This is a genomic window from Pseudomonas sp. R4-15, assembly GCF_055768815.1.
Window position 1 is genome coordinate 1,977,719 of sequence record NZ_CM147293.1, and the last position, 21,346, is coordinate 1,999,064.

Consider the following 21,346-nt stretch of genomic DNA (forward strand, 5'->3'; position numbering starts at 1 on the left):
CGGCGGTGAAACTAAAAAGAACAAGGTACGCACCATGAATCGAAGCATCCTGGTCACAGGGCCTGCGCTGTCGCCCTCCGCCATGGCCTTTGCGGAGCAGCAAGGGGTGAAGGTGATTCCCACCCGGCCGTACGCGCCACTCGAAGAACTCCTCGATATCATCGCCAGCGAAAAGCCCGGTGCAGCCATCGTTCGCCAGGGCAAGTTCGGCCGTGAGCTGATCGAGGCGGCAAGCGATCTGCAGATCATCGCCAAGCACGGCGTGGGCTACGACACCATCGACATTCAGGCGGCGGCCGAGCGAGGCATTCCGGTGACCATCGCCCTGGGCGCCAACGCCCAGTCGGTGGCCGAGCACGCCTTCGCGTTGATGTTCGCCGTGGCTCGTCAGGTGGCCTGGTTGGACGGTCGCATGCGTGGCGGGCATTGGGACAAAGCTACCGCCAAGGGCATGGAGCTCTCCGGCAAGACTCTGGGTCTGGTCGGTCTGGGTTCGATCGGCGGCATCCTGATGGACTTGGTCGGGCCGCTGAAGATGAACGTGCGCATCTACGACCCCTATCTGAAGAGTCTCCCCGAGCGCGCCAACGTCAGCCGCGAGACGGACTTCGACCGTCTGCTCGAGGAGTGTGATGTGATCAGCCTGCATTGCCCGCTGACCGCGGAGAACCGTCATCTGATCGGTGCCGAGCAGCTCAAGCGGATGAAGCCCAAGAGCATCCTGGTGAATACCGCGCGTGGCGAGCTGATCGACAGCGTGGCACTGGTCGCCGCCCTGCGCACCGGCGAGATCGGTGGTGCCGGGCTGGACACCTTCGAGCAGGAGCCGCCAGCCGCGGACAGCGAGCTGTGGTCGCTGGGCAACCTGGTGGCGACCCCCCACGTAGGCGCCAACACCCAGGAATCCCAGGACCGCGTGGGCCTGCTGGCGGTCCAGCAGATCGTCGGCCAGTGGGCCGGCGAGGCGCTGGAGCCGCGCTGCGTGGTCAACCGCCATCTGCTCGCCGATAGTTGATTCAACGCCGGGCGCCGTATCAGGGCGCCCATCCACCCACAATAACAACAAGGGTAAAAACGCATGATCCGATCACCCAGCCCCGTCGCGTCCCGGCACCTGTCTGACGCGTACCTGCTGCCCGCTTCCTTGCACGCTCTGCGGTCCCCCCACGCCGCCGGCTGCTGACGCCCGTTCGATTACAACAAGACGGCTTTTCGTGGCCGTTTCGGGAAGCGCGCGCCTGTGGCGTCGCCGACCTGACGACTGCGCGAAGCGCCAAGCAACACAGACGTTGTCACGAGGAAATGATCATGGGATTCGCCAAGCATTGCCTGCTTTCCAGCCTGCTGCTTATCGGCAGCACCACCGGCGTGGCTCAGGCCGCCGACTGGACCGGCTACACCTACTCCGCCGTTTCCACCACTGCTGCAGTGCAGGGGATGGAGCGGATTTCCCAGCGCATCGAGAAGGAAACCGACGGTGACCTCTCGATCACCCTGCACTTGGGCAAGACCCTGCAGATCTCGTCCACCGACATCACCCAGGCTACCGGCGACGGCATCGTCGACTTCGCCGCCGACCTGTTCTTCTCCGGCAACGTGCCGATCGCGCGCATCCTCAACCTGCCGCTGCTGATCAACAACGAAGACGAGTGGAACAAGGCCTACGCGGTGATGGAGCCCTACCTCAAGGACGGCTTCGCCAAGCAGGGCGTGACCTACCTGGGCAGTTACCGCTACCCGCAGCAGACCCTGTTCACCCGCTTCGACATCAAGGGCCTGGGCGATATCGCGGGGCACAAGATCCGCGTCACCTCGCCCGAGCAGGGCGCGTTCGTCGAGGCCTTCGGTGGTTCGGCGATCACCCTGTCCGGCTCGGAAGTGCCGACCGCGCTGGAGCGCGGCGTGATCGACGGCGTACTGACCGCCAGCGCCGGCGGTGCGAAGAACTGGCATGAGTTCCTGCCGTACAACTACCGCTTGCCGGTGAACTACGCCTACAGCGCTCTGATCGCCAACCAGGATTCCTACGAAGATCTCTCCGACGCCACCCGGCAGAAGCTCGACGCCATCGTCGCGGACGAGACGGTGAAGATCGATCAGGGCTTCATGGAAGACGAGCAGGTGCAGAAGCAGAGTCAGGCCAAGGCCGGCATGAAGATCGTCGAGGCCGACGCCGCCGCGATCGAAGAGGCTCAGAAGAAACTCGCGCCATTCTGGCGCGAATGGGCCAAGAGCGCCGGTGCGGACCATGAGAAGGTCCTTGCCGAAGTGCTCAAGGCAATCGGCAAGTAAGATCCGGAGCCGACGATGAGCGAAGTTGATCTGCACAATAGCGGCCAGCCGTTATCGGGCGGCCGTGTTTTCGACGGCGTGGCGGCGTTGGTCCGCTTCGTCACCGGCCTGGCGCTGGCGCTGCTGGTGCTGCTGGTATGTTCGGAAATCGTGTCCCGCTTCTTCTTCAATTATTCATTGAAGGTCGTGGAAGAACTGGCGGGCTACCTTGTCGTCGGCCTTACCCTGTTTGGCGCCAGCCTCGGCTTGCGCCACAACAGCCTTTTCCAGGTCGGCTTCCTGCTGCATGCGCTGCCGGCAGCGCTGCAGCGAGTGCTTAACCTGTTCTATCTGCTCGTCTCCCTGGGCGTCTGCGGTGTACTGATCTGGCAGACCGCCAAGTTGGTGATGAGCTCTTTCGAGCGCGGCAACGTTGCCCCAACCACGCTGATGACGCCGCTGTGGATACCGCAGTTGCTGATGCCACTGGGGCTGCTGATGATCGCCATCTTCATCGTCGAGCACATGATCGTCACGCTGCGTAAACAGGAGGCCGACTGATGGAGGCTGCCATCGCTTTTATCCTGCTGTTGCTGCTGATCATCGGCGGTCTTTGGGTGCAGTTCGCGGTCGGCGCCGCGGCCCTGGCCTACCTTTGGCTGATGAAGGGGGTCGCCGGCTGGAAGGCCCTGGGCCTGGTCAGCTGGGGGTCGGCCAACAGCTTCACCCTGGCGGCCATACCGCTGTTCATCTTCATGGCGGAAATTCTCCTCGCCAGCGGCTTGAGCGGACGTCTGTACAACGGCATCGCGCCTTTCGTGAAGCGCCTGCCGGGCGGACTACTGCATACCAATATCGTCGGTAGCGGGGTGTTCGCTGCCGTGGCCGGCGGCAGTGCGCCGACCGCCGCGGCGATGTCCACCGTGGCGCTGCCGGCGCTTTCCGCGCGCGGTTACAACCGGCGCCTGGTGGCCGGCTCGCTGGCGGCCGGCGGCACCCTGGGGATTCTCATCCCGCCGTCGATCACCATGATCATCTACGCCACCTTCACCGAGACCTCCATCGCCAAGCTGTTCGCCGCCGGGCTCGTACCGGGCATCCTGCTGGGCGCCTGTTACAGCCTGTTCATCATCGCCCGCGCGCTGCTGAACAGAGACCTGGTGCCGCGTGATACGCAGAAGCGTTCGCTGAGCGACTACCTGCAGGCCGTTGCCGACGTGTTCCCCTTCGGGCTGCTGATCGTGATGATCCTCGGCAGTATCTATGCTGGCATCGCCACGCCCACCGAGGCCGGGGCGCTGGGTGTGGTCGGAGCGATGCTGATCGCCGCGCTGTACCGCAAACTCAACCTGGCGATGCTGCGCTCGGCGATGTCGCGCACCCTGCTGATGAGTGGCAATGTGCTGTTCATCGTGTTCATCTCGATGCTTTTCGCCTACGCCACCGCGCTCTCCGGCGTGGGTGAGCAGATGGTCGACTGGGTCGCGCATGCCGGACTGTCGAAGATCGGCCTACTGCTGATTCTGATGGTGGTGTTCGCCATCCTCGGTTGCTTCATGGAAGGTCTGGGGATGATCGCGATCATCGTCCCGGTGATCTTCCCGACACTGATGGCGATGGGCGTGGATCCGGTGTGGTTCGGCATCTTCGTGGTGGTGCTGGTGGAGCTGGGGCAACTGACCCCGCCGCTGGGCGTCATCCTCTTCGTGGTCGCCGGCTCGGATAAAGAGACCAGGGTCGAGGACGTGGTGATGGGCGTGCTGCCGTTCTTCGGCATCATCCTGGCCTTCCTGATCCTGCTCATCGGCTTCCCGGACATTGCGCTCTGGCTGCCCAACCTGACTGCTGGAGGTTGATCCATGGCATTTCCCCATCCCGACCCGGTTCTGATCGAGGCGGAAGTCTTCACCCGACTGCCGACCGCGCTGCGGCGCCCCGGTGCGAAGTCCTACTGGGCCGACAAGAACCGTCGCGGCTCGCCGGTCGATAGCTTCATCGAGGGTCCGTCGTTCGATCTGCAGGGTAATCTGTGGTTCGTCGACATCCCCTTCGGGCGCATCTTTCGCGCCTCCCCCGAGGGAGACGTGGCGCTGATGGCCGAGTATGACGGCCAGCCCAACGGCCTGAAGATCGATGCCCAGGGGCGCATCTTCATCGCCGACTTCCGCAACGGCATCATGACCCTCGATCCGGCCAGCGGTAAGGTCGAGACTGCCCTTGGCGATGCCGACACCGAGGGCTTCAAGGGCTGCAATGACCTGCACTTTGGTCCCGACGGTGCGTTGTACTTCACCGACCAGGGGCAGACCGGCCTGCAGGACCCGACGGGACGCGTCTACCGCTGGTATCCGGACAGTGGCCGCCTGGACTGCCTGATCGACAAGGTGCCCAGCCCCAACGGCCTGGTCCTCGATACCAGCGGCCATACCCTCTACGTCGCAGTGACCCGCGCCAACGCGGTCTGGCGTCTGCCGCTGTCGCAGAGCCAGCGCGTGGTGAAGGCCGGGCTGTTCCTGCAGTTCTCCGGCGGCCGCGCCGGTCCCGACGGCCTGGCGCTCACCCGCGACAACGGCGTCGTGGTGTGCCAGACCGGCATGGGGCTGGTCTGGGTGCATGATGCGTTGGGCGTACCGATTGCAGTGGTGCGCTCGCCCATAGGGCTAGGGACCACCAATTGCGCATTCGGTGGCCCGGACGGCCGCAGCCTGTTCATCACCGAGTCCGATTCGGGCTCGATTCTGCGCGCGGAACTGCCGGTGGCAGGTAACCCCATGGCGTCGGGATGGGGCGCGTAGCACTGATCGGTCGGGCGGCGGCGCGCAGTCGTCGCAACTGCCTATAAAGGCTGGCGCCGTTCGCCGTAACACCTCGATAATGCCCACTTCGCCAGAAACCTTTTTCCGATGGGGGATATTTCGATGGTCAAGGCTCGCCCGCGTCCCGCGGTGAGTGGTGTTGCCTCTGCCGACCGGGTGCTCACGGTGCTGACCGCATTCCAGGTGGGGGACATATCCCTAGGCTTGGTGGAGTTGGCCGAGCGTACCCACTTGAGTAAAAGCACCATCATGCGCCTGATGGTCTCGCTGGAGACTTTCGGGTTGATCAATCGCATGGCCGACGGCCGTTACCAATTGGCCAGCGAGGTCATGCGCCTGAACGCCGTCTACCAGGACGCCCTGGATTTGGAGCGACACGTAATGCCGGTGTTGCAGGCGCTCACCGACGAGACCGGCGAGACGGCTTCGCTCTATGTGCGTCACGGTGCCTATCGCCTGTGCCAGTACCGGGTGAACTCCCCGCACCGCCTGCGCCTGCATCTGCAACCTGGCGACATGCGGCCGATGGACAACGCCGCCGGCGCCAAGGCGCTGCGTACCTCGTTGGACGCTGCACGGTCTTTGGTCGAACCGTTCTACTCCAGTGGCGTCACTGATCCTCACGCCGCCGCCATGGCGCTGCCGATCTTCGGTGCGGGGGATGAGATGGTCGGCGCGTTGATGATCTCCGGACCGGCTAGCCGGCTTACCCCCGAGCGGGCGGTCCTGGTGCGAGACGCCTTCTGCAAGGCAGCCTCCAGTCTCGCGCGCAGCCTCGGTAGCAAGGTCCGCTTCGCCTGGGCCCAGGGTATGTCCGATGAGCTGCCAGTCGAGCTCGCTCACTAAGCGAGCGGGCAGGGCGTCAGCATTTTCTCTAAATAATGAAATGATGTTTCTTTATATCCGTTCCCTTTGGATGGAGGGATGCTGGGTAGGGGGTTATTTACTCTTAAATCAAGCCTGAACGCGGGGTGGAAAGTTCTTATGCGCATGTATTGAAATGGCGTTTCTATATGATAGGCTTCGGTCAGTCGCGATCGGGCCTGCAGCCCGCTCGATCTGGTGAAACTAAAAAAACAAGGTACGCACCATGAATCGTAGCCTCCGGGGGCCCTGTGCCTACACTATCGCCCTCTGCTCCGGCGTTCGCCGCGAGGCAGTTGAAGCTTCCCTTGCGGCCCAGTGCACCGCTCGAGGGAGGTTTCGTCCTTTCCGGCATTGAGACGTCCTTTCCCGGCATCGTTCTGTCCTGTCGGGCAGCGCGCTAGCGCGACGTGCTCGGCCGCTTGCCCTGAGGTGCACCGGCGCCGCAGGGCACTCGTAAAACCACAACAAAAATAAAGGGGAGCCCCCCATGCGCTTGTCACTCACGACAATCCTGCATCGTCGCATCCTGCCATTGCTGGCGGCGCTGCTGATGCTGCCCAGCCTGCAGGCGCAGGCTGACGACTACCCAACCCGAGCGATCACCCTGGTGGTGCCCTATGGCGCCGGCGGTACCACGGACATCTCTGCGCGCCGTCTGGCGGCGCTGGCCGAGCCAATCCTCGGGCAGCCGGTGGTGATTGAGAATCGCCCCGGCGGCGGCGGCATCAATGCCATGCGTGCGGTTTCCGCGGCCAAGCCCGATGGCTACACGCTGATCGCCACCACCTCGTCGCCGTGCTTCGTCACCCCGGCGTTGCGCCCGGTGGGCTACGACCCGGTGCAGGACTTCACCGCGCTGCTCAACTATTCCGGCCCCTACCACGGCGTGCTGGTGAATGCCGACAGTCCCTATCAGTCGCTGGACGAGCTGCTCAAGGCGGCCTCCAGTGGCACGCGCCTGACCTACGGTACCGCCGGCGCCCTGAGCGGGGCGCGCCTGGCGTTCACTGCGCTGTCGCGCAAGACCGGCGCCAACCTGCAGCACGTACCGTTCAACGGGGCCTCCGGCGCCACCGCCGCGTTGCTCGGTCGACACATCGACATCGCCCTGGTGCCGGCCTACCGCGACATGGTCAACGGCGGTCGCCTGCGCCTGCTGGCGGTGCTCGACGACAGTCCCGATCCGGACTTTCCCAAGGTGCCGACACTCGCCAGTGCCGGCTACGGCATCGAGTTTCCCTCCATCGTTGGGCTGATGGCGCCGCGTGGCGTGCCCCCCGAACGCCTCGAGAAACTGCGCTCAGCCTTCTGGCAGGCCGCGGCTTCGGATGAATTCGCCCAGGTGATGCACAAGCTCAACCAGCCGGTGCGCCTGATGAGTGGCGACCAGATGCAGGCGGTGATCGTCCGCAACCTGGGTGTCTATCGCGACCTGGCGGAGGCCTTGAAACGATGAAAACGACTTCCACGAGCGCTGCCTCGGCCGCGCAAAAGCCAACGCGCCTGGGGCTGCAGACGCTCTGCTGCGCGCTGCTACTGGCGTTCGCGCTGCTCGGCCTACTGCTTCTGCGCAGCCAGGTCACGGTATTCGACTTCGGTGACAGCGGCCCGGATGCGCGCTTCTTCCCGCGTCTGATCCTCGGCCTGCTGGCGCTGACTTGCGCCTTGCGCCTGTGGTTCGGACGACGCGGCGAGCAGCCGCGCCTGGGGTCCGCGAGCGGCTGGGGCAGGGTGCTGCTGGTGGCCGTGCTGCTGGCCGCAGCCGTCGCCGCGATGGGCAGCTTCGGCTTCTTCGCCTGCGCCGCCGTCGCTGCGGTATTGCTGGCCTGCCTGCTCGGCGAACGACGCCTGGGCTACGCACTGCTGCTGCCGTTGGCGGTGGCCGTGCTGGTCAGCCTAGGCGCGCGCTACGCCCTGAACATTCCGCTTCCCTGATCGCCTGCGAGAGTTCCCATGCTTCTAGATGCCTTCTATGCATTGTTCGATTTCTGGGTGCTGGTGGCGGCGGTCTGCGGCGTTGCCGTGGGAATCGTCATCGGCGCCATTCCCGGGCTCGGCCCGACCATGGCCATTGCCCTGCTGATTCCGGTGACCTTCGGCATGTCGCCGATCGCCGGCATCATCCTGCTGCTGGGGGTCTACCAGGGCGCGATCTTCGGTGGCTCGATCTCCGCGATCCTGCTCAACGTGCCGGGCACGCCGTCTTCGGCGGCCACCGTGCTCGACGGCCACCCCATGGCCAAGCAGGGCCGCGGCGGCGAGGCGCTGCGCGTGGCGCTGTATGCCAGCGTGTTCGGCAACCTGTTCAGTTGCGTGGTGCTGATGCTGCTGGCTCAGCCGCTGGCGTCCTTCGCGCTGGACTTCGGTCCCGCGCAGATGGCCGCGCTGATGTTCTTCGCGCTGTCGATCATCGTGCTGTTCGGCGGTGGCTCGCGGCTGGACTCGGCGATCATGGTGCTGGTGGGTATCTGTGCAGGGATCGTCGGCCTGGACCCCATCGAGGGCCTGCCGCGCTTCACCTTTGGCAGTTTCGCCGCCGAGGACGGCCTGCAACTGATCCCGGTGCTGATCGGCCTGTTCGCCATGTCCGAGGTATTCCAGCAGGTCTTCGACCGTCAGCGCAGTGCCGCCGCCGGTGCCGATCTGGCGCCGGTCTCCAGCGGCCATGTGGGCTGGTTGACGATGTGGCGGATGCGCACGACCTTGTTGCTGTCGTCGCTGATTGGCACCTTCGTCGGCATCCTTCCGGGTATCGGTTCCACCGTGCCGGCCTTCGTCAGCTACAACCTGGCGCGCTCGCGTTCGCCGCGCAAGGACGCCTTCGGCAAGGGGGAGGTGGAAGGCGTGGCGGCGCCTGAGGCGGCCAACAATGCGGTCACCGGCGGGGCGCTTGTGCCGATGCTGGCGCTGGGTATTCCCGGCGATGCGGTGACCGCGGTGATCCTCGGTGCCTTCATGCTCCAGGGGCTGACCCCGGGACCGTTCCTGTTCCGCGATCACGGTGTGGAGGTCTACGCGATCTTCGAGGCGCTGATCCTGCTGTCGATTCCCTGCATTCTCTTTGGCCTGGCGATGTTCCGCGGTGCGGTGCATGTGATCCGCATCCAGCCGCGCCACCTTTATCCCGTGATCACCATCCTCGCGCTGTTCGGCGCCTACTCGGTGAACAACAACCTGTTCGACGTCGGCGTGATGCTCGCTGCCGGGGTAGTCGGCTGCGTCCTGCGGCGCGCCGGCTTCCCGCTGCCACCGCTGCTGATCGGACTGATCCTCGGCCAGCCGCTGGAGCAGAGCCTGCGCCAGTCACTGCTGGCCAGTGGCGGTAGCCTGGATATCTCGCCGATCGCCATGGTGCTGCTGGGCATCAGCGCGGCGTGCATGCTCTTCGTCGCGCTGCGTCGGCGCCGTGCGGCGCAGCCGGGAGTCCACTGATGAGCGCGCCGCCCTGCGATTGCCACATCCACGTATTCCCCGCCGAGCGGGCCTACGAACACGCCACTTATCAGCCACCCCGCAAGGGCATCGAGGACTTCCGCCGCGAGGCGATGGTCTACGGCATCCGTCGTGCGGTGCTGGTGCAGGCGTCCATCGACGGTACCGATAACAGCTACCTGGCCGAGGTGATGCGCCGCGCGACCGGCATCGAGCTGCGCGGCGTGGCGATGATCGACGAACACACCCAGGGCCTGGATGAACTAGCCGCTGCGGGCTTTCGGGCGATCCGCGTGCAGGACCGCACGCGCCTGGGGATCAACGATCTGGCGCGCCTGCCGAGGCTGGCGGCCCGTGCGGCGGGGCAGGGCTGGCACGTAGAGCTGAACACCGAGCCGCAGCGTTACGAGGCCCTGCAGGCGCTGATGGCGAAGCTACCGAGCGGCCAGCCGCTGGTGCTGGACCACTTCGGCCACGTGGCGCCGCAGTCCGCCGAGGACCGCGCCGGGCTGTCGCGACTGCTCGACAGCGGGCGTGTCTGGGTGAAGCTCTCGCCGGCCCGGGTCAGTGGTGTTCCCGGACGTTACGACGACCTCGCCGAACTGCTGCGCTATCTGCTCGAGCGTTACGCCGAGCGCTGCGTATGGGGCAGTGACTGGCCGCACGTGATGACTTCCGAGCCGCTGCCGCGCTCCCAGGACATGCTGGCGCTGCTGGCGCGTGAGCTCGACACCCGACAGTTCCAGGCCTGTCTGATGGACAACCCCGAGCGGCTCTACCGCTTTTGAGTGGGATGCGCCGGTGGTCGCAGTCTGTAGAAATGTCATTTCGTTTTTTTGGAAGGGCTAGCCTTCGACTACCGATCCAGCCCTGAGGGTATCGCTGAAATCCGCTTTTTTGGCGCGAAATAGTGTTCGTCTCAGGTGGGCACAAGAAATTTCAGTCTGGCTGTAGCATCAGTATTGAAATGTCGTTTCGTTATGGCTAGTCTCGAGACCATTCGCGGCGGGCTCCAGCCTGCCCCTGGTGAAAGCAGAACAACAAGGTCCGCACCATGAGTCGAAGCATCCCCGGGCGGGCGCCCTCATGCCGCGCCGTCGTTTCTCGCTCCCTCCATCGTCCGTTCGTGGTCACGCGTTGCTCGCTCGCGTCGGTGTGCTATCCGCTGCCCCCTTCGCACTAGCGGGAGTCCGCTGCCGCTGCGTACCGGCAGCCGAAGAACATCCGCCACGGCGCCCCGCGGCGTGGCGATCAGGAAGAAAAACAAGAGGATCGAATCCATGATCGGCAACATCACCCGAAAACTTGGCGCAGGCGTTCTGTTCGCGATGGCCGTGGCCACCTTGCCGGCCCAGGCAGACGACTATCCGCAGGGCAACATCGACTTCATCGTGCCGTTCCCCCCCGGCGGTGGCACCGATATTTCCGCGCGTCAACTGACCCAGCAGATCGGCGAGAGCACCGGTTGGACCTTCGTCGTCGAGAACCGCCCCGGAGCCGGCGGCAACATTGGCTTGGCGCAACTGGCCAGGGCGCCGGCAGACGGCCTCAATCTGGCTATCGGGCAGACCTCCAACCTGGCGGTCAACCCCAGCCTGTACAAGGACATCCCCTACGATCCGCAGAAGGATTTCAGCCCGATCGCGGTGATCTCTACCCAGCCGATGGTGATCGTCACGCGCAGCGAGTCGCCGCTCAAGGACCTGCCGGACTTCCTCGCCAAGGCCAAGGCCGAACCGGGAGCGCTGCTCTTCGGTACTCCCGGTTCCGGCACCGTCGCGCACCTGTCACTGGAGCTGCTGGAAAGCCAGGCGGGAATCGAGCTGACCCATGTGCCGTACCCGGGCATCGCCCAGGCCATTACCGATGTGATGGGCGGGGTGGTCGACATCTACATCGGCAGCATGCCCAGCGTCCTGCCGCATATCCGCTCCGGCTCCCTGCGTCCGCTGGCGGTGACCTCGGCGCAGCGCAGCGCGATCCTGCCTGAGGTGCCAACGGTGGCCGAGAGTGGCTTCGACGGTTTCGAAACCGCCGACTGGAAAGCCGTGGTCGGCCCGGCGGGGCTTTCCGAGGAGCGCATCGCCCAGCTCAACCAAGTGATCAACCAGGCGCTGGCCTCGGACAAGGTGCGCAAGGCGATGGAAGCCGAGGGCAGCACTGTGATGAACGAGGACAGCGCCTACTTCCGCGACCTGCTGGGCAAGGAGCTTGTGCGCTGGCGGGAAGTCATCAAGGTCTCCGGAGCTACCGTCAACTGAGCCCCGCGCCAGGGTGCTCGGGCGCCCTGGCCGGCTGAGGATTTCCCATGAATCTGCGCAACTACCAGGACGCCGCCAGCGGCCTGCTGATCGCCGTGTTCGGCGTGCTGGTCACGCTTTATGCGGTCAATCATTACAACCTGGGCAGCATCCAGCGGATGGGCCCGGGGATGTTCCCGGCAGCCATGGGCGTGGCGCTGGCGGCGCTTGGCCTGCTGCTCGCGGTGCTCGTGCTGTTTCGTCCCGGTGAGGACGAGCGTCCGGCGGTGCAGTGGCGCCCGGCACTGCTGGTGATCGGGGCCATCGCGCTGTTCGCCCTGGTGGTCACTCGCTTCGGGCTGATCCCCGCCGTGCTCGGCGTGGTGCTGCTGTCGGCCTTCGCCGATCACAAGACGCGCCTGCGTCAGGCCCTGCTGCTGGCCCTGGCGCTGGCGCTGCTGGCTTATCTGATCTTCCAGCTGGGGCTGGACATGAACTTCGACCTGTTCAAATAGGTGCCGGGATGTCTTTCTTCGACAATCTGATGATCGGCCTGGAGACGGCGCTCTCCTGGTACAACCTGCTGTACTGCTTCGTCGGCGTGTTCATGGGCACACTACTCGGGGTGATTCCCGGCATTGGCGTGCTGGCGGCGATCTCCATGCTGTTCCCGATGACCTTTCACCTGGAGCCGACCGCCGCGCTGATCATGCTCGCCGGCATCTGGTACGGCACCAGCTACGGTGGCAGCACCGCGTCGATTCTGCTCAACGTGCCAGGTACGCCTTCCAGCGCGGTCACCTGCCTCGACGGCTACCCGATGGCGCAGCAGGGTCGCGGCGGGGTGGCGCTGTTGATGACCACCGTGGCGTCGTTCTTCGGCGGCTCGTTCGGCATCATCCTGCTGATGAGTCTGGCCTCGACCATTAGCCACTACGCCCTGAACTTCTCCTCCGCAGAGTACTTCGCGCTGATGCTGCTGGGGCTGGTGGCGGCCTCGAACATCTCCGGTGGTTCGCTGATCAAGGGCCTTATCATGGTCGCCTTCGGCATTCTCTTCGGCAGCGTGGGCAGCGATATCTACACCGGTACTCGGCGCTTCGACTTCGGCATCCTCGATCTGGCCGACGGCATCAACCTGGTGGCCCTGGCGATGGGCCTGTTCGGTGTGGCCGAGGTGATCTCCAGCATCGGCAAGGTGGATGGCAAGCAGGTCGACCGACGCTCCCTGAGCCTGGCGGCAATGAAGCCTACGCGTGACGACCTCAAGCGCTCCTGGTGGCCGATGCTGCGCGGCTCGAGCATCGGTTCGTTCTTCGGCACCCTGCCGGGCACCGGGCCGTCCATCGCGGCGTTCCTTGCCTATGCCACCGAGCGGCGCGTGGCGCGGGAGCCAGAGCGCTTCGGCAAGGGCGCGATCGAGGGCATAGTCGCGCCGGAATCGGCGAACAACGCCGCCGACCAGACCGCCTTCATCCCGACCCTGGCGCTGGGCATCCCCGGCAGCGCGACCATGGCGCTGATGCTCGGCGCGCTGATGATCCACGGGATCGCGCCGGGGCCGCAGTTGATGACCGAGCAGCCGTCTCTGTTCTGGGGACTGGTGATGAGCTTCTGGATTGGCAACCTGCTGCTGGTGATCCTCAACGTGCCGCTGATCGGCCTCTGGGTGCGCCTGCTGATGGTGCCGTACCACCTACTGTTCCCGGCAGTGCTGATGTTCGTCTGCATCGGTACCTATAGCGTCAACCACAGCGCCTTCGACGTGCTGATGGTGATGGGCTTTGGCGCCTTTGGCTACGCCATGCGTGTGCTCGGTTTCCCGGCGGCACCGCTGCTGCTGGGCTTCGTGTTGGGGCCGATGATGGAGGAGCACTTCCGCCGCGCCATGCTGCTTTCGCGCGGCAATTTCATGACCTTCCTCGAACGGCCGATCAGCGCCACGGTGTTGGGTCTAACGCTGCTGGTGCTACTGCTCGGCTTGCGCCCGCTGCTGCGCCGCCGGCGACGCAACGTCGTGGCTTGAGCGCCGGGGGACATCCATGACCAACGAAGACGGCATCCGGTGCGGCGGTCTTCGTTCCGGGCGTAGGGGGGGCCTGCACGGCTAGCATTGTCGGGTGCGCGTCCCGTTGCAGATGAGGACTCCGTTGAAACGATGGCCTCGTCGGAAGACCGTCGGACTCGACCGTTCGCGCAAACGCCTGGGCCCTCGCTTCCGATCATTCGCAGCGTGTAGCGCCTGAGCCGGCGGGCGCGAAACGCCCTAGCCGAGCCGAGGTAGATGCCGCCGCCGTATCCGTGACCATGGCGGCACCGTCAGCAGGCACACGGCCAGGGCGTACAGCGCCTGGCTGCCGAGGGTCGCAAACAGGCCGGCGCAGATCAGCGTGGCGAGCACCGCCAGATTGCGCCAGGCGCCCTGCAGCAGGCGCGTGCCGGCGGCCATGGCGAGCAGGTAGACGAGTACGAAGTTGCCGTTGGCCATGCGCAGCAAGGCGTCCAGCGGCAGCCCCAGGAGTTGCGAACCGAGCAGGCCCGCGGCGGCGCAGCCGACCACCAGCCAGAGCGCCCGCCCAGGGACATCGTGACGGTTGAGGCGCGCCAGCGCGGCCGGCGCCTTGCCTTCGTCGGCCAGGCTCCAGAGCAAGCGGGCGAAGCCCTGCATATAGACGTTCATGCTGGCGAAGCAGGCGAGGTAGCCGAGTAGCGCGGCCAGCGGCCGCGCACCTTCGCCGAACAGCAGCGCCAGCAGGTTGGGCAGCGAGGCGGCATCGCGCACGGCATCGCCGTAGCTGTGGAAATGCAGCACGGCCAGTGAGCAGGCCCAGTACACCAGGCCGGCGAGCAGGGTGCCGCCGAGCAGCGCCAGCGGGAAGTCACGCTGCGGCCGGCGGAACTCCTCGCCCAGATGAATGAAGGCTTCGATACCGACGAAACACCAGAACAGCAGCGCCAGGCTCGCCGGCAGACTGCTCAGCACCGCGCCGTCCAACTGCGGCAGCTCGGCGCTGGCCGGTAGACCACCGGCCCAGCAGATGGCGACCACGGCGGCGATGATGCACACCGCGATCCCCGCTTGTAGCTGGCCGGAGGCCCGCGCCGGACGTTGTCCGAGCAGCGCCAGGGCCAGCAGGGTGCCCAGCTCCACTGCCAGCGCTCCGTCGTCGCCCAGCCCCAGAGCGCGCCAGAATCCGGAGGCGATGTGCAGCGCCGCCGGCAGTCCGACCGGCAGTACACCGAGGAAAAGCCAGGCACAGAGGCGCTCGTAGCGACCGCCGAAGGCGCGTCCGACCAGGTGCGGTGCGCCGCCGGCATGGGGAAAGCGGCGGCCCAGTTGGGCGAAACTGAAGGCCACCGGCAGCAGCAGGCCGATCAACACCGGCCAGGCCCACAGCGACGCCTCGCCGGCACGGCTGGCGGCCAGCGCCGGGACCACGAAGATACCCGTGCCCAGCAACGACGTGGCCAGCAGGGCGATGCCTTGCAGCAACCCCAGTTCCTTTTTCAGTCGACTCATGCGCTATGCTCGCAACCCTTATGACAGAGGCGGCCATGTTAGGTCCGTCTGTGCGAGCAAGTTGCCGGCAATCGCCGACACAACGACGGTGACGCCGTCGAATCGACGTATCGAGAGCATTCGTGGACAAGTTCGATCAGCAGATCCTCGCCCTGTTGCGCGAGGATGCGCGCATCTCCATCACCCGCCTGGCCGAGGCCGTGGCGTTGTCGCGCTCGGCGGTGGCCGAGCGGGTACGTCATCTGGAAGCACGCGGCATCATCCGCGGCTACCACGCCCAGGTCGCCGACCCGGCGGGCAGTGAGGTAAAGGCGTTCTTCGAACTGTTCTACACCAACGGTCGCTGCGAGGAGCAGGTGCAACGCCTGCGTGCGTTGCCCGAGGTGCGTCGCTGCTGCTCGATCAGCGGCGAGACCGATATGCTGGTCTACGTCGAGGCCGCGAGCATGGCGCGGCTGGTGGCGATCCGTGATTTCATCGAGGCGCTGCCGGGCATGCAGCGCCTGAAGACGCACATGGTCGTGGCCGATTGGGATCTTTGAGGTTTGCGATCTTTGCAGCGAGGAAGCACCGTCGCTCTTGTCCATGCATACCGAGCTTTCAAGGCGTTAGGCTTCATCGAACAGGGCGCATGAGCGCCGCGCTTTCCTTGAGTGGAACTACAGGTTTCGCCTTGCACGGCGAGTCACTTTCTCTTGTCTCGCCAAGAGAAAGTAACCAAAGAGAAGGCGACCCCCTCATCCGGCCCTGTCCGCTGCGCGAACAGGGTTCCCGTGCTACGGCATCGCTCCGGGGGCCGGCCTACACGGGCCATCCATGGCCCGTTAGGCCTCTCGCCGCCGTCCTGGCGGCTCGTCCCCCTGCGCAATGCCTACGCACGGCCTACTGAAGGGGGAGTGGGGTGCTCGCCTTAACGGTGGGTTGCGCCCTTGATTGCTCTGTCGCGAGGTGCTTATACCCCGCCGAACTGCCTCACCAATCCAGGCAGTTCCTGCATCTGCCCCATCAGCGCATGCACGCCCAGCTCCTGCAGAACCTCCGCATGCTCCGGCGGGATGTGGCTGGCGCCGAGGAAGCCGATCACCTGCATGCCCGCGCGCAGCGCGGCGGTGGCGCCGGTGGCGCTGTCCTCGACCACCAGGCAGCGCGACGGATCGACGCCATTGCGCTCGGCGGCCAGCAGGTAGATGTCCGGCGCCGGCTTCGGGCGCTCCACGTCGTCGGCGCTGAACACCCCGGCGTTCACCCGCTCGACCAGCCCGGCGCGGCGCAGGGCGTGCTCGACACCGTCGCGCTGGCTGTTGGAGGCGACCGCCAGCGGCAATTCGAGCGCCAGCAGCGCATCGCGCACGCCGGCGATGGGCTCTGCCTGGTCTCGGGTCGCCGCGCGGATGTGGGCCAGCAGGTGCTCGCAGAAGCCCGCCGGCAAGGCGCTGCCGAAATGCGCTTCGATGCGTGCGAGGATGTTGCGGGTCTTCAGACCGAAGGTGCCGGCGAGCAGGCGCTCGACCTCGTCGACCTCCTCGGGAAAATGTTCGGCGAGCAGGCGTTGGCGCTCACGCTCGACGATGATTTCGCTATCGACGAGCACACCGTCGCAGTCGCAGATCAGAAGCTGGATATCCATGGGGTTCCTTGGTCGGGTAGGCCTTAGGGGCTACCGCGGTACATCGGGGGCTCTTTGTCGCACGCGATGGGCGTCGACGACAACCCGCCGAGGGGGACCGCCGAGGGGGCTCCGGGCCGGCCCCGCCTGCGGTTACAATGGGCGCCTGTCTGCGGCCGACGCGCCGCTCAATCGCCCATCGACGAGGAAACACGCATGACGTTCAAGGTATTCGTAGACGGCCAGGAAGGCACCACCGGCCTGCGCCTGCAGGATTATCTGAACGGACGCGACGATCTCGAGCTGCTGCGCATCGACGAAGCCAAGCGCAAGGACCCGGTCGAGCGCGCGCGCCTGCTCAACGCCGCCGACGTGGCCTTCCTGTGCCTGCCCGACGCCGCTTCGCGCGAAGCGGCGAGCCTGGTGACCAACCCGGACACCTGCCTGATCGACGCCTCCACCGCCTTCCGTACCGACCCTGACTGGGTCTACGGTCTGCCGGAACTGGCGCCCGGCCAGCGCGAGAAGATCCGTGCCAGCAAGCGCATCGCCAACCCCGGCTGCCACGCCAGTGCCTTCATCCTGCTGGTGCGTCCGCTGGTGGATGCCGGCCTGCTGCCGCCGGACTACCCGCTCTCGGCCTTCTCACTGACCGGCTACAGCGGTGGCGGCAAGCAGATGATCGCCCAGTACCAAGCCGGCGGTGACGCACGCCTGGACAGCCCGCGCCCGTACGCCATGGGCCAGGCTCACAAGCACCTGCCGGAGATGCGCGTGCAGACCGGCATCCTCGCCGCGCCGGTGTTCAACCCTATCGTCGGCAACTTCCTCAAGGGGCTGGCGGTGACCGTGCCGCTGCAGGTTTCGCGGCTGCCTGAACTGGTCGACGCTGCGCGCATCCACGCCGCGCTCACCGCGCACTACGCCGGCGAGCAGTTCGTGCGGGTCATGCCGCTGGAGGACGAGAGCAACCTGGACGCTGGCTTCTTCGACGTGCAGGCCTGCAACGAGAGCAACCGCGCCGACCTGTTCGTCTTCGGCAACAACGAGCGCTTGACGCTGGTGGCGCGCCTGGACAACCTCGGCAAGGGCGCCGCCGGCGCCGCGGTGCAGTGCATGAACCTGCACCTGGGTACCGACGAGGCCGCCGGGCTCTCCAGCGGCCTGTAAGTCCGTCCACGCCGCCAGCGCCGGCCTGTTCAGGCCTGCGCTGGCGGATTTTGCGCGTTTTCCAGACGGTTGATCATGTAGCGCACGTGCAGGTGCAGTTGGTACAGCTCGTGGGAGTAGGAGAGCGGTACCTCGACCTGCGCCAGTTCGTCTTCCACCTCGCGCAGGTGGTCGATGTGCCTCTGCTCCTGGCCGTGGATGGCGCCGCTGTGCAGTTTCGCTTCGATCTCGCGCAGGTCCCGATACCAGCGGTAGATGCGCGAGCGAATGCGCCATTGATAGATCGGCGACACCGATTTGAACAGCGGCAGCAGGATGGCGATGAAGGGGATCAGCAGGACGATCCAGCGATCCACCAGCGAGGCGATCTTGAACGGCAGGTAGCGCTGCAGGTAGGGCGGGCCGTTGCGGAAGTAGGCCTCGGCCTCGGTGGTGCTCTCGAAGGTCATCGGTAGCGCGCGGGGAAAACTACCGGGTTCGTCCAGCAGGTTGCCGTCGGCCAGCACGTCGCGCGCGGCCTCCAGCAGCAAGGGCGTCAGCGCCGGATGCAGGTCTCCGTTGGCCACCAGGGTCGCCATCGGGCTGAGCACTTCCAGGTTGCGGGTCGGCGCGTTGCTCGGCAGGTTGAGCAGGCCCTCGGGCACCTCGACCCGCGTCAGGTAGCTGAAATGCCGTGCATAGGCCTCGGTGCGGCGCAAACCAGCCAGCTCCAGCGCCGGATCGGCGGCCAGTTCCACCACCCGGCTGTTATTGGGTGGCGCCACCATGAAGGCTGCATCCAGATCGCCCTCGCGCAGGCGACGGCTGGCCTCCGCATCGCTCATCTCGTCCCAGCCCGGCTCGCGCTGTATCCCCGCGGCGCCGAGCAGGCGCTCGACCACCGCCAGGGTACCGCTACCCGGCGCGCCAAGGGCGACCTTGAGCCCGCGCAGGTCGGTCAGCTCGCCCACCGGCGTGTCGCGGCGATGGAACAGCCACAGCGGCTCGCGATACATCACGCCCAGCCCGCGCAACTGGTCGCGCTGGCGTTGCGCCAGGTTCAGCTCGGTGCCGCTCTGCACCAGGGCCACCTCGACCTTGTGGTCGAGCAGCTTCTGCAGGTTGTCCGGCGAGCCCGTCGAGGGCACCAGGTCCAGCTCGATGTCGTCCTCGGCCAGGCGCGCCTTCAAGCGCTCGCCGAAGGCCTGGTAGCCGCCCCCCGGGGAGCCGGTGGCCATGCTCAGGTGGTTGGGTGGCGCGGGGTCCAGCGCCCAGATGAACAGACCGACGAGCACCGCGAGGATCGGCACCAGCCAGAGGTGGCCCTTGATGAACAGCTTGAGGTCGTTGAGGCGTCCCATGTCCTGATCTCTTGTCCGTTTGCAAGTCGGACCCGGAGCAGGGCATAGGCGTTCAGCTCGCGTGATCATCCGCGGACGCCGTCGCTGGCAGTCCGGCGCCGCATGCAGGGTCGGACGGGCGCTTTTGACGGCCGCTCCGGTAACCTGGCGTTCACCCCGACCGACAGTACGGTTATCCTCTGCGTCCTCGTCGCCGTCCCCCTCGTCAAGGAGACCCCATGCGGATGCGTGCGCTTCACCACTGGCTGCAGGAGCATGCCGCGTCGCTCGATGGCGAGTCGCGGGAGGCCGAAGCACTGCTGCCGCAGTTGGTCGCCGATGGTTCGCTTGGCCTCGGCGTGCCGACCGCTCTCGGCGGTCAGGGCGGCGATCTGGGCGATGCGCTGTGTGCGCTCGCCGAACTGGCCGAGTACTCTTTGACCGCTGCCTTCGTCGGCTGGAGCCAGCGGGCTTCCATCGAATTGCTGCTGCACACGCCCAACGCGGCCCTGCGCGAAAGACTGTTGCCTGCACTGCTCGACGGGCGCCTGGCCGGCGCACCGGGGTTGTCGAACGCGATGAAAACGGTTTCCGGACTGGAGTCGCTGCAAGTGCGCGGGCAGGCGCGAGACGGCGGCTGGCAGTTGCAGGGAGTGCTGCCCTGGGTCAGCAATCTGCGTGGCGAAGGCTTCGTCGCCGCCTGCGCGGTGGCGGTCGAGGGGGCTGCGCCGCAAGTCTGGATGTTGCCCCACGATGCCCCAGGACTGACGCGCTCGGAAGACTTCGCACTGCTCGGCATGCAGGCCAGCCACACCGCGCGCCTGGACCTGCGGGACCTGCAGTTGGATGCCGGCTGGCGCTTGCACGAGCAGGCAGCGGCCTACCTGCCGGGCGTGCGTCCGCATTTCCTCGGTTTGCAGTGCGCCCTGGCCCTGGGGTTGGCGCAGCGCTGCCTGACGGTTGCGCGGGAAAACATGGGCGGTGCCGTCGCGGTGCTCGGCGAACCCCTGGAGGCGGCCGACGCCGAGCTGGGCGCGTGCCGTACGCGGCTGCTCGACGGCCTGCGCAGCGGCAGTCTGCGCGCAGACCCGGTGGCGCTCTGCGAGCTGCGCATCCGCCTGGTCGAGCTGGCCCAGGAGGCCTTGCAGTTGGAACTACAGGCCAGCGGCGGACGCGCCTTCCTCTGCGCGCACAATGCCGATTTCGCCCGGCGCTGGCGCGAAGCGGCATTTCTTCCGGTGATCACCCCCAGCCTGGTGCAGCTCAAGGGCGAGCTGCAGCGACAACGGATGGCCACGCCATGAATTCTCTCGCATCACCCAAGGTGCTGCAGGCACGCGAGCTGTGCCTGGGCTATCCCGCCACCGATGGCTGGCACGCACTGCTTGAAGACTTCTCGCTGGACCTGGCCAGCGGCGAGATCGTCAGCATCCTCGGCCCCAGTGGCGTCGGCAAATCGAGTTTGCTGCGCGTGCTGGCTGGCTTGCAGGCGCCCGCCAGCGGCACGGTCAGCGTGCATGGCGAAGTGCTTCGGCAACCGCATCCGCGGCTCGCCGTGGCTTTTCAGGACCCCAGCCTGCTGCCCTGGCTGAGTCTGGAGAAGAACGTGTCCTTCGGCCTGGACTTCGCTCGCCAGCCACGCATCGAGCGTGCCGCGCTGCACCGCCGGGTGGACGAAGCGATCGAAGCGGTGGGGCTCTCGGCGGCGCGCGAGCGCTATCCGGCGGCGTTATCCGGTGGCATGGCGCAGCGCACCGCGCTGGCCCGTTGCCTCGCCCGTGAGCCCGAGGTGCTGCTGCTCGACGAGCCCTTCGGCGCCCTCGACGAGGTGACCCGCGCCGACATGCAGCGTCTGCTGCTGCGCCTGGTCGGGCAGTGGCACACCGCCGCGCTGCTGATCACCCACGACATCGACGAGGCCCTGTTGCTGTCCCATCGCATTCTGTTGCTGGGTGGCCGTCCGGGGCGGGTGATCGGGCACTGGCAGGTGGACCTGCCGCAACCGCGTGAAGAGCTGGTCGACGAGCTCGGCGCGCTGCGTATCGAAATTCTCAAGACCCTGCGGCAGGCCAGCCGCGAACCCATTATCGCCTGATACCGGAGTA

20 protein-coding genes are annotated in these 21,346 nt (G+C 66.2%); 17 read left to right on the plus strand and 3 right to left on the minus strand.

The genetic code is table 11. From position 1 onward, the window contains the following. Window positions 1–34: 34 nt before the first annotated feature. The 13 genes from ACYRGX_RS09440 (at window position 35) to ACYRGX_RS09500 (ending at window position 13,652) form a co-directional block, all read left to right on the plus strand. Complete coding sequence (locus ACYRGX_RS09440; protein WP_473056303.1) at window positions 35–1,015, plus strand: hydroxyacid dehydrogenase; 981 nt, start codon at window positions 35–37, stop codon at window positions 1,013–1,015. Window positions 1,016–1,308: 293 nt separating this feature from the next. Further along, complete coding sequence (gene dctP, locus ACYRGX_RS09445; RefSeq protein WP_473056304.1) at window positions 1,309–2,292, plus strand: TRAP transporter substrate-binding protein DctP; 984 nt, start codon at window positions 1,309–1,311, stop codon at window positions 2,290–2,292. Window positions 2,293–2,307: 15 nt separating this feature from the next. Beyond that, a complete protein-coding gene (locus ACYRGX_RS09450; RefSeq protein ID WP_473056305.1) occupies window positions 2,308–2,832 on the plus strand; it encodes a TRAP transporter small permease in 525 nt (174 codons plus the stop codon). Continuing rightward, complete coding sequence (locus ACYRGX_RS09455) at window positions 2,832–4,127, plus strand: TRAP transporter large permease (RefSeq protein ID WP_473056306.1); 1,296 nt, start codon at window positions 2,832–2,834, stop codon at window positions 4,125–4,127. Before ACYRGX_RS09450 ends, ACYRGX_RS09455 begins: the two co-directional genes overlap by 1 nt. A 3-nt stretch (window positions 4,128–4,130) precedes the next feature. Then, on the plus strand, window positions 4,131–5,066 hold the full coding sequence (locus ACYRGX_RS09460; protein ID WP_473056307.1) for an SMP-30/gluconolactonase/LRE family protein: 936 nt from the start codon (window positions 4,131–4,133) through the stop codon (window positions 5,064–5,066). A 123-nt stretch (window positions 5,067–5,189) separates the two neighbouring features. Beyond that, window positions 5,190–5,933 (plus strand): IclR family transcriptional regulator, encoded by a 744-nt coding sequence (locus ACYRGX_RS09465; RefSeq protein ID WP_473056308.1) that lies wholly within the window; start codon window positions 5,190–5,192, stop codon window positions 5,931–5,933. Between the two features lie 508 nt (window positions 5,934–6,441). Then, window positions 6,442–7,410 (plus strand): tripartite tricarboxylate transporter substrate binding protein, encoded by a 969-nt coding sequence (locus ACYRGX_RS09470; RefSeq protein WP_473056309.1) that lies wholly within the window; start codon window positions 6,442–6,444, stop codon window positions 7,408–7,410. Further along, complete coding sequence (locus tag ACYRGX_RS09475) at window positions 7,407–7,889, plus strand: tripartite tricarboxylate transporter TctB family protein (protein ID WP_473056310.1); 483 nt, start codon at window positions 7,407–7,409, stop codon at window positions 7,887–7,889. The genes ACYRGX_RS09470 and ACYRGX_RS09475 overlap by 4 nt, the downstream gene beginning before the upstream one ends. A gap of 18 nt (window positions 7,890–7,907) precedes the next feature. Continuing rightward, window positions 7,908–9,386 carry a tripartite tricarboxylate transporter permease gene (locus ACYRGX_RS09480; RefSeq protein ID WP_473056311.1) on the plus strand — a complete coding sequence of 493 codons (1,479 nt, stop codon included), beginning with the start codon at window positions 7,908–7,910 and terminating at the stop codon, window positions 9,384–9,386. Then, complete coding sequence (locus ACYRGX_RS09485; protein WP_473056312.1) at window positions 9,386–10,174, plus strand: amidohydrolase family protein; 789 nt, start codon at window positions 9,386–9,388, stop codon at window positions 10,172–10,174. The genes ACYRGX_RS09480 and ACYRGX_RS09485 overlap by 1 nt, the downstream gene beginning before the upstream one ends. Before the next feature lie 492 nt (window positions 10,175–10,666). After that, window positions 10,667–11,647 carry a Bug family tripartite tricarboxylate transporter substrate binding protein gene (locus tag ACYRGX_RS09490; protein ID WP_473056313.1) on the plus strand — a complete coding sequence of 327 codons (981 nt, stop codon included), beginning with the start codon at window positions 10,667–10,669 and terminating at the stop codon, window positions 11,645–11,647. Between the two features lie 47 nt (window positions 11,648–11,694). Then, window positions 11,695–12,141 (plus strand): tripartite tricarboxylate transporter TctB family protein, encoded by a 447-nt coding sequence (locus ACYRGX_RS09495; protein WP_473056314.1) that lies wholly within the window; start codon window positions 11,695–11,697, stop codon window positions 12,139–12,141. An 8-nt stretch (window positions 12,142–12,149) separates the two neighbouring features. After that, complete coding sequence (locus ACYRGX_RS09500) at window positions 12,150–13,652, plus strand: tripartite tricarboxylate transporter permease (protein WP_473056315.1); 1,503 nt, start codon at window positions 12,150–12,152, stop codon at window positions 13,650–13,652. A gap of 240 nt (window positions 13,653–13,892) precedes the next feature. Here the strand turns inward: ACYRGX_RS09500 and yjeH are convergent, their stop codons facing one another. Beyond that, window positions 13,893–15,146 carry an L-methionine/branched-chain amino acid transporter gene (gene yjeH, locus ACYRGX_RS09505; protein ID WP_473056316.1) on the minus strand — a complete coding sequence of 418 codons (1,254 nt, stop codon included), beginning with the start codon at window positions 15,144–15,146 and terminating at the stop codon, window positions 13,893–13,895. A gap of 122 nt (window positions 15,147–15,268) precedes the next feature. Here yjeH and ACYRGX_RS09510 point away from each other — a divergent pair, with 122 nt between their 5' ends. Next, window positions 15,269–15,688 carry an Lrp/AsnC family transcriptional regulator gene (locus ACYRGX_RS09510; protein ID WP_473056317.1) on the plus strand — a complete coding sequence of 140 codons (420 nt, stop codon included), beginning with the start codon at window positions 15,269–15,271 and terminating at the stop codon, window positions 15,686–15,688. Window positions 15,689–16,098: 410 nt separating this feature from the next. On the opposite strand, the gene ACYRGX_RS09515 is transcribed toward ACYRGX_RS09510, so the two are convergent. Next, complete coding sequence (locus ACYRGX_RS09515; RefSeq protein WP_473056318.1) at window positions 16,099–16,773, minus strand: HAD family hydrolase; 675 nt, start codon at window positions 16,771–16,773, stop codon at window positions 16,099–16,101. Window positions 16,774–16,968: 195 nt separating this feature from the next. Here ACYRGX_RS09515 and argC point away from each other — a divergent pair, with 195 nt between their 5' ends. Further along, window positions 16,969–17,922, plus strand: a complete 954-nt coding sequence (gene argC, locus ACYRGX_RS09520; protein WP_473056319.1) for an N-acetyl-gamma-glutamyl-phosphate reductase — start codon at window positions 16,969–16,971, stop codon at window positions 17,920–17,922. A 29-nt stretch (window positions 17,923–17,951) separates the two neighbouring features. On the opposite strand, the gene ACYRGX_RS09525 is transcribed toward argC, so the two are convergent. After that, window positions 17,952–19,262: a TAXI family TRAP transporter solute-binding subunit gene (locus ACYRGX_RS09525; RefSeq protein ID WP_473056320.1), complete on the minus strand. Its 1,311-nt coding sequence runs from the start codon at window positions 19,260–19,262 to the stop codon at window positions 17,952–17,954. Window positions 19,263–19,480: 218 nt separating this feature from the next. On the opposite strand from ACYRGX_RS09525, the gene ACYRGX_RS09530 reads away from it, so the two are divergent. Together ACYRGX_RS09530 and ACYRGX_RS09535 are read left to right on the plus strand one after the other, a co-directional pair. Then, a complete protein-coding gene (locus ACYRGX_RS09530) occupies window positions 19,481–20,545 on the plus strand; it encodes an acyl-CoA dehydrogenase family protein (protein WP_473056321.1) in 1,065 nt (354 codons plus the stop codon). Then, window positions 20,542–21,336 (plus strand): ABC transporter ATP-binding protein, encoded by a 795-nt coding sequence (locus ACYRGX_RS09535; RefSeq protein WP_473056322.1) that lies wholly within the window; start codon window positions 20,542–20,544, stop codon window positions 21,334–21,336. Before ACYRGX_RS09530 ends, ACYRGX_RS09535 begins: the two co-directional genes overlap by 4 nt. Window positions 21,337–21,346: the final 10 nt, after the last annotated feature.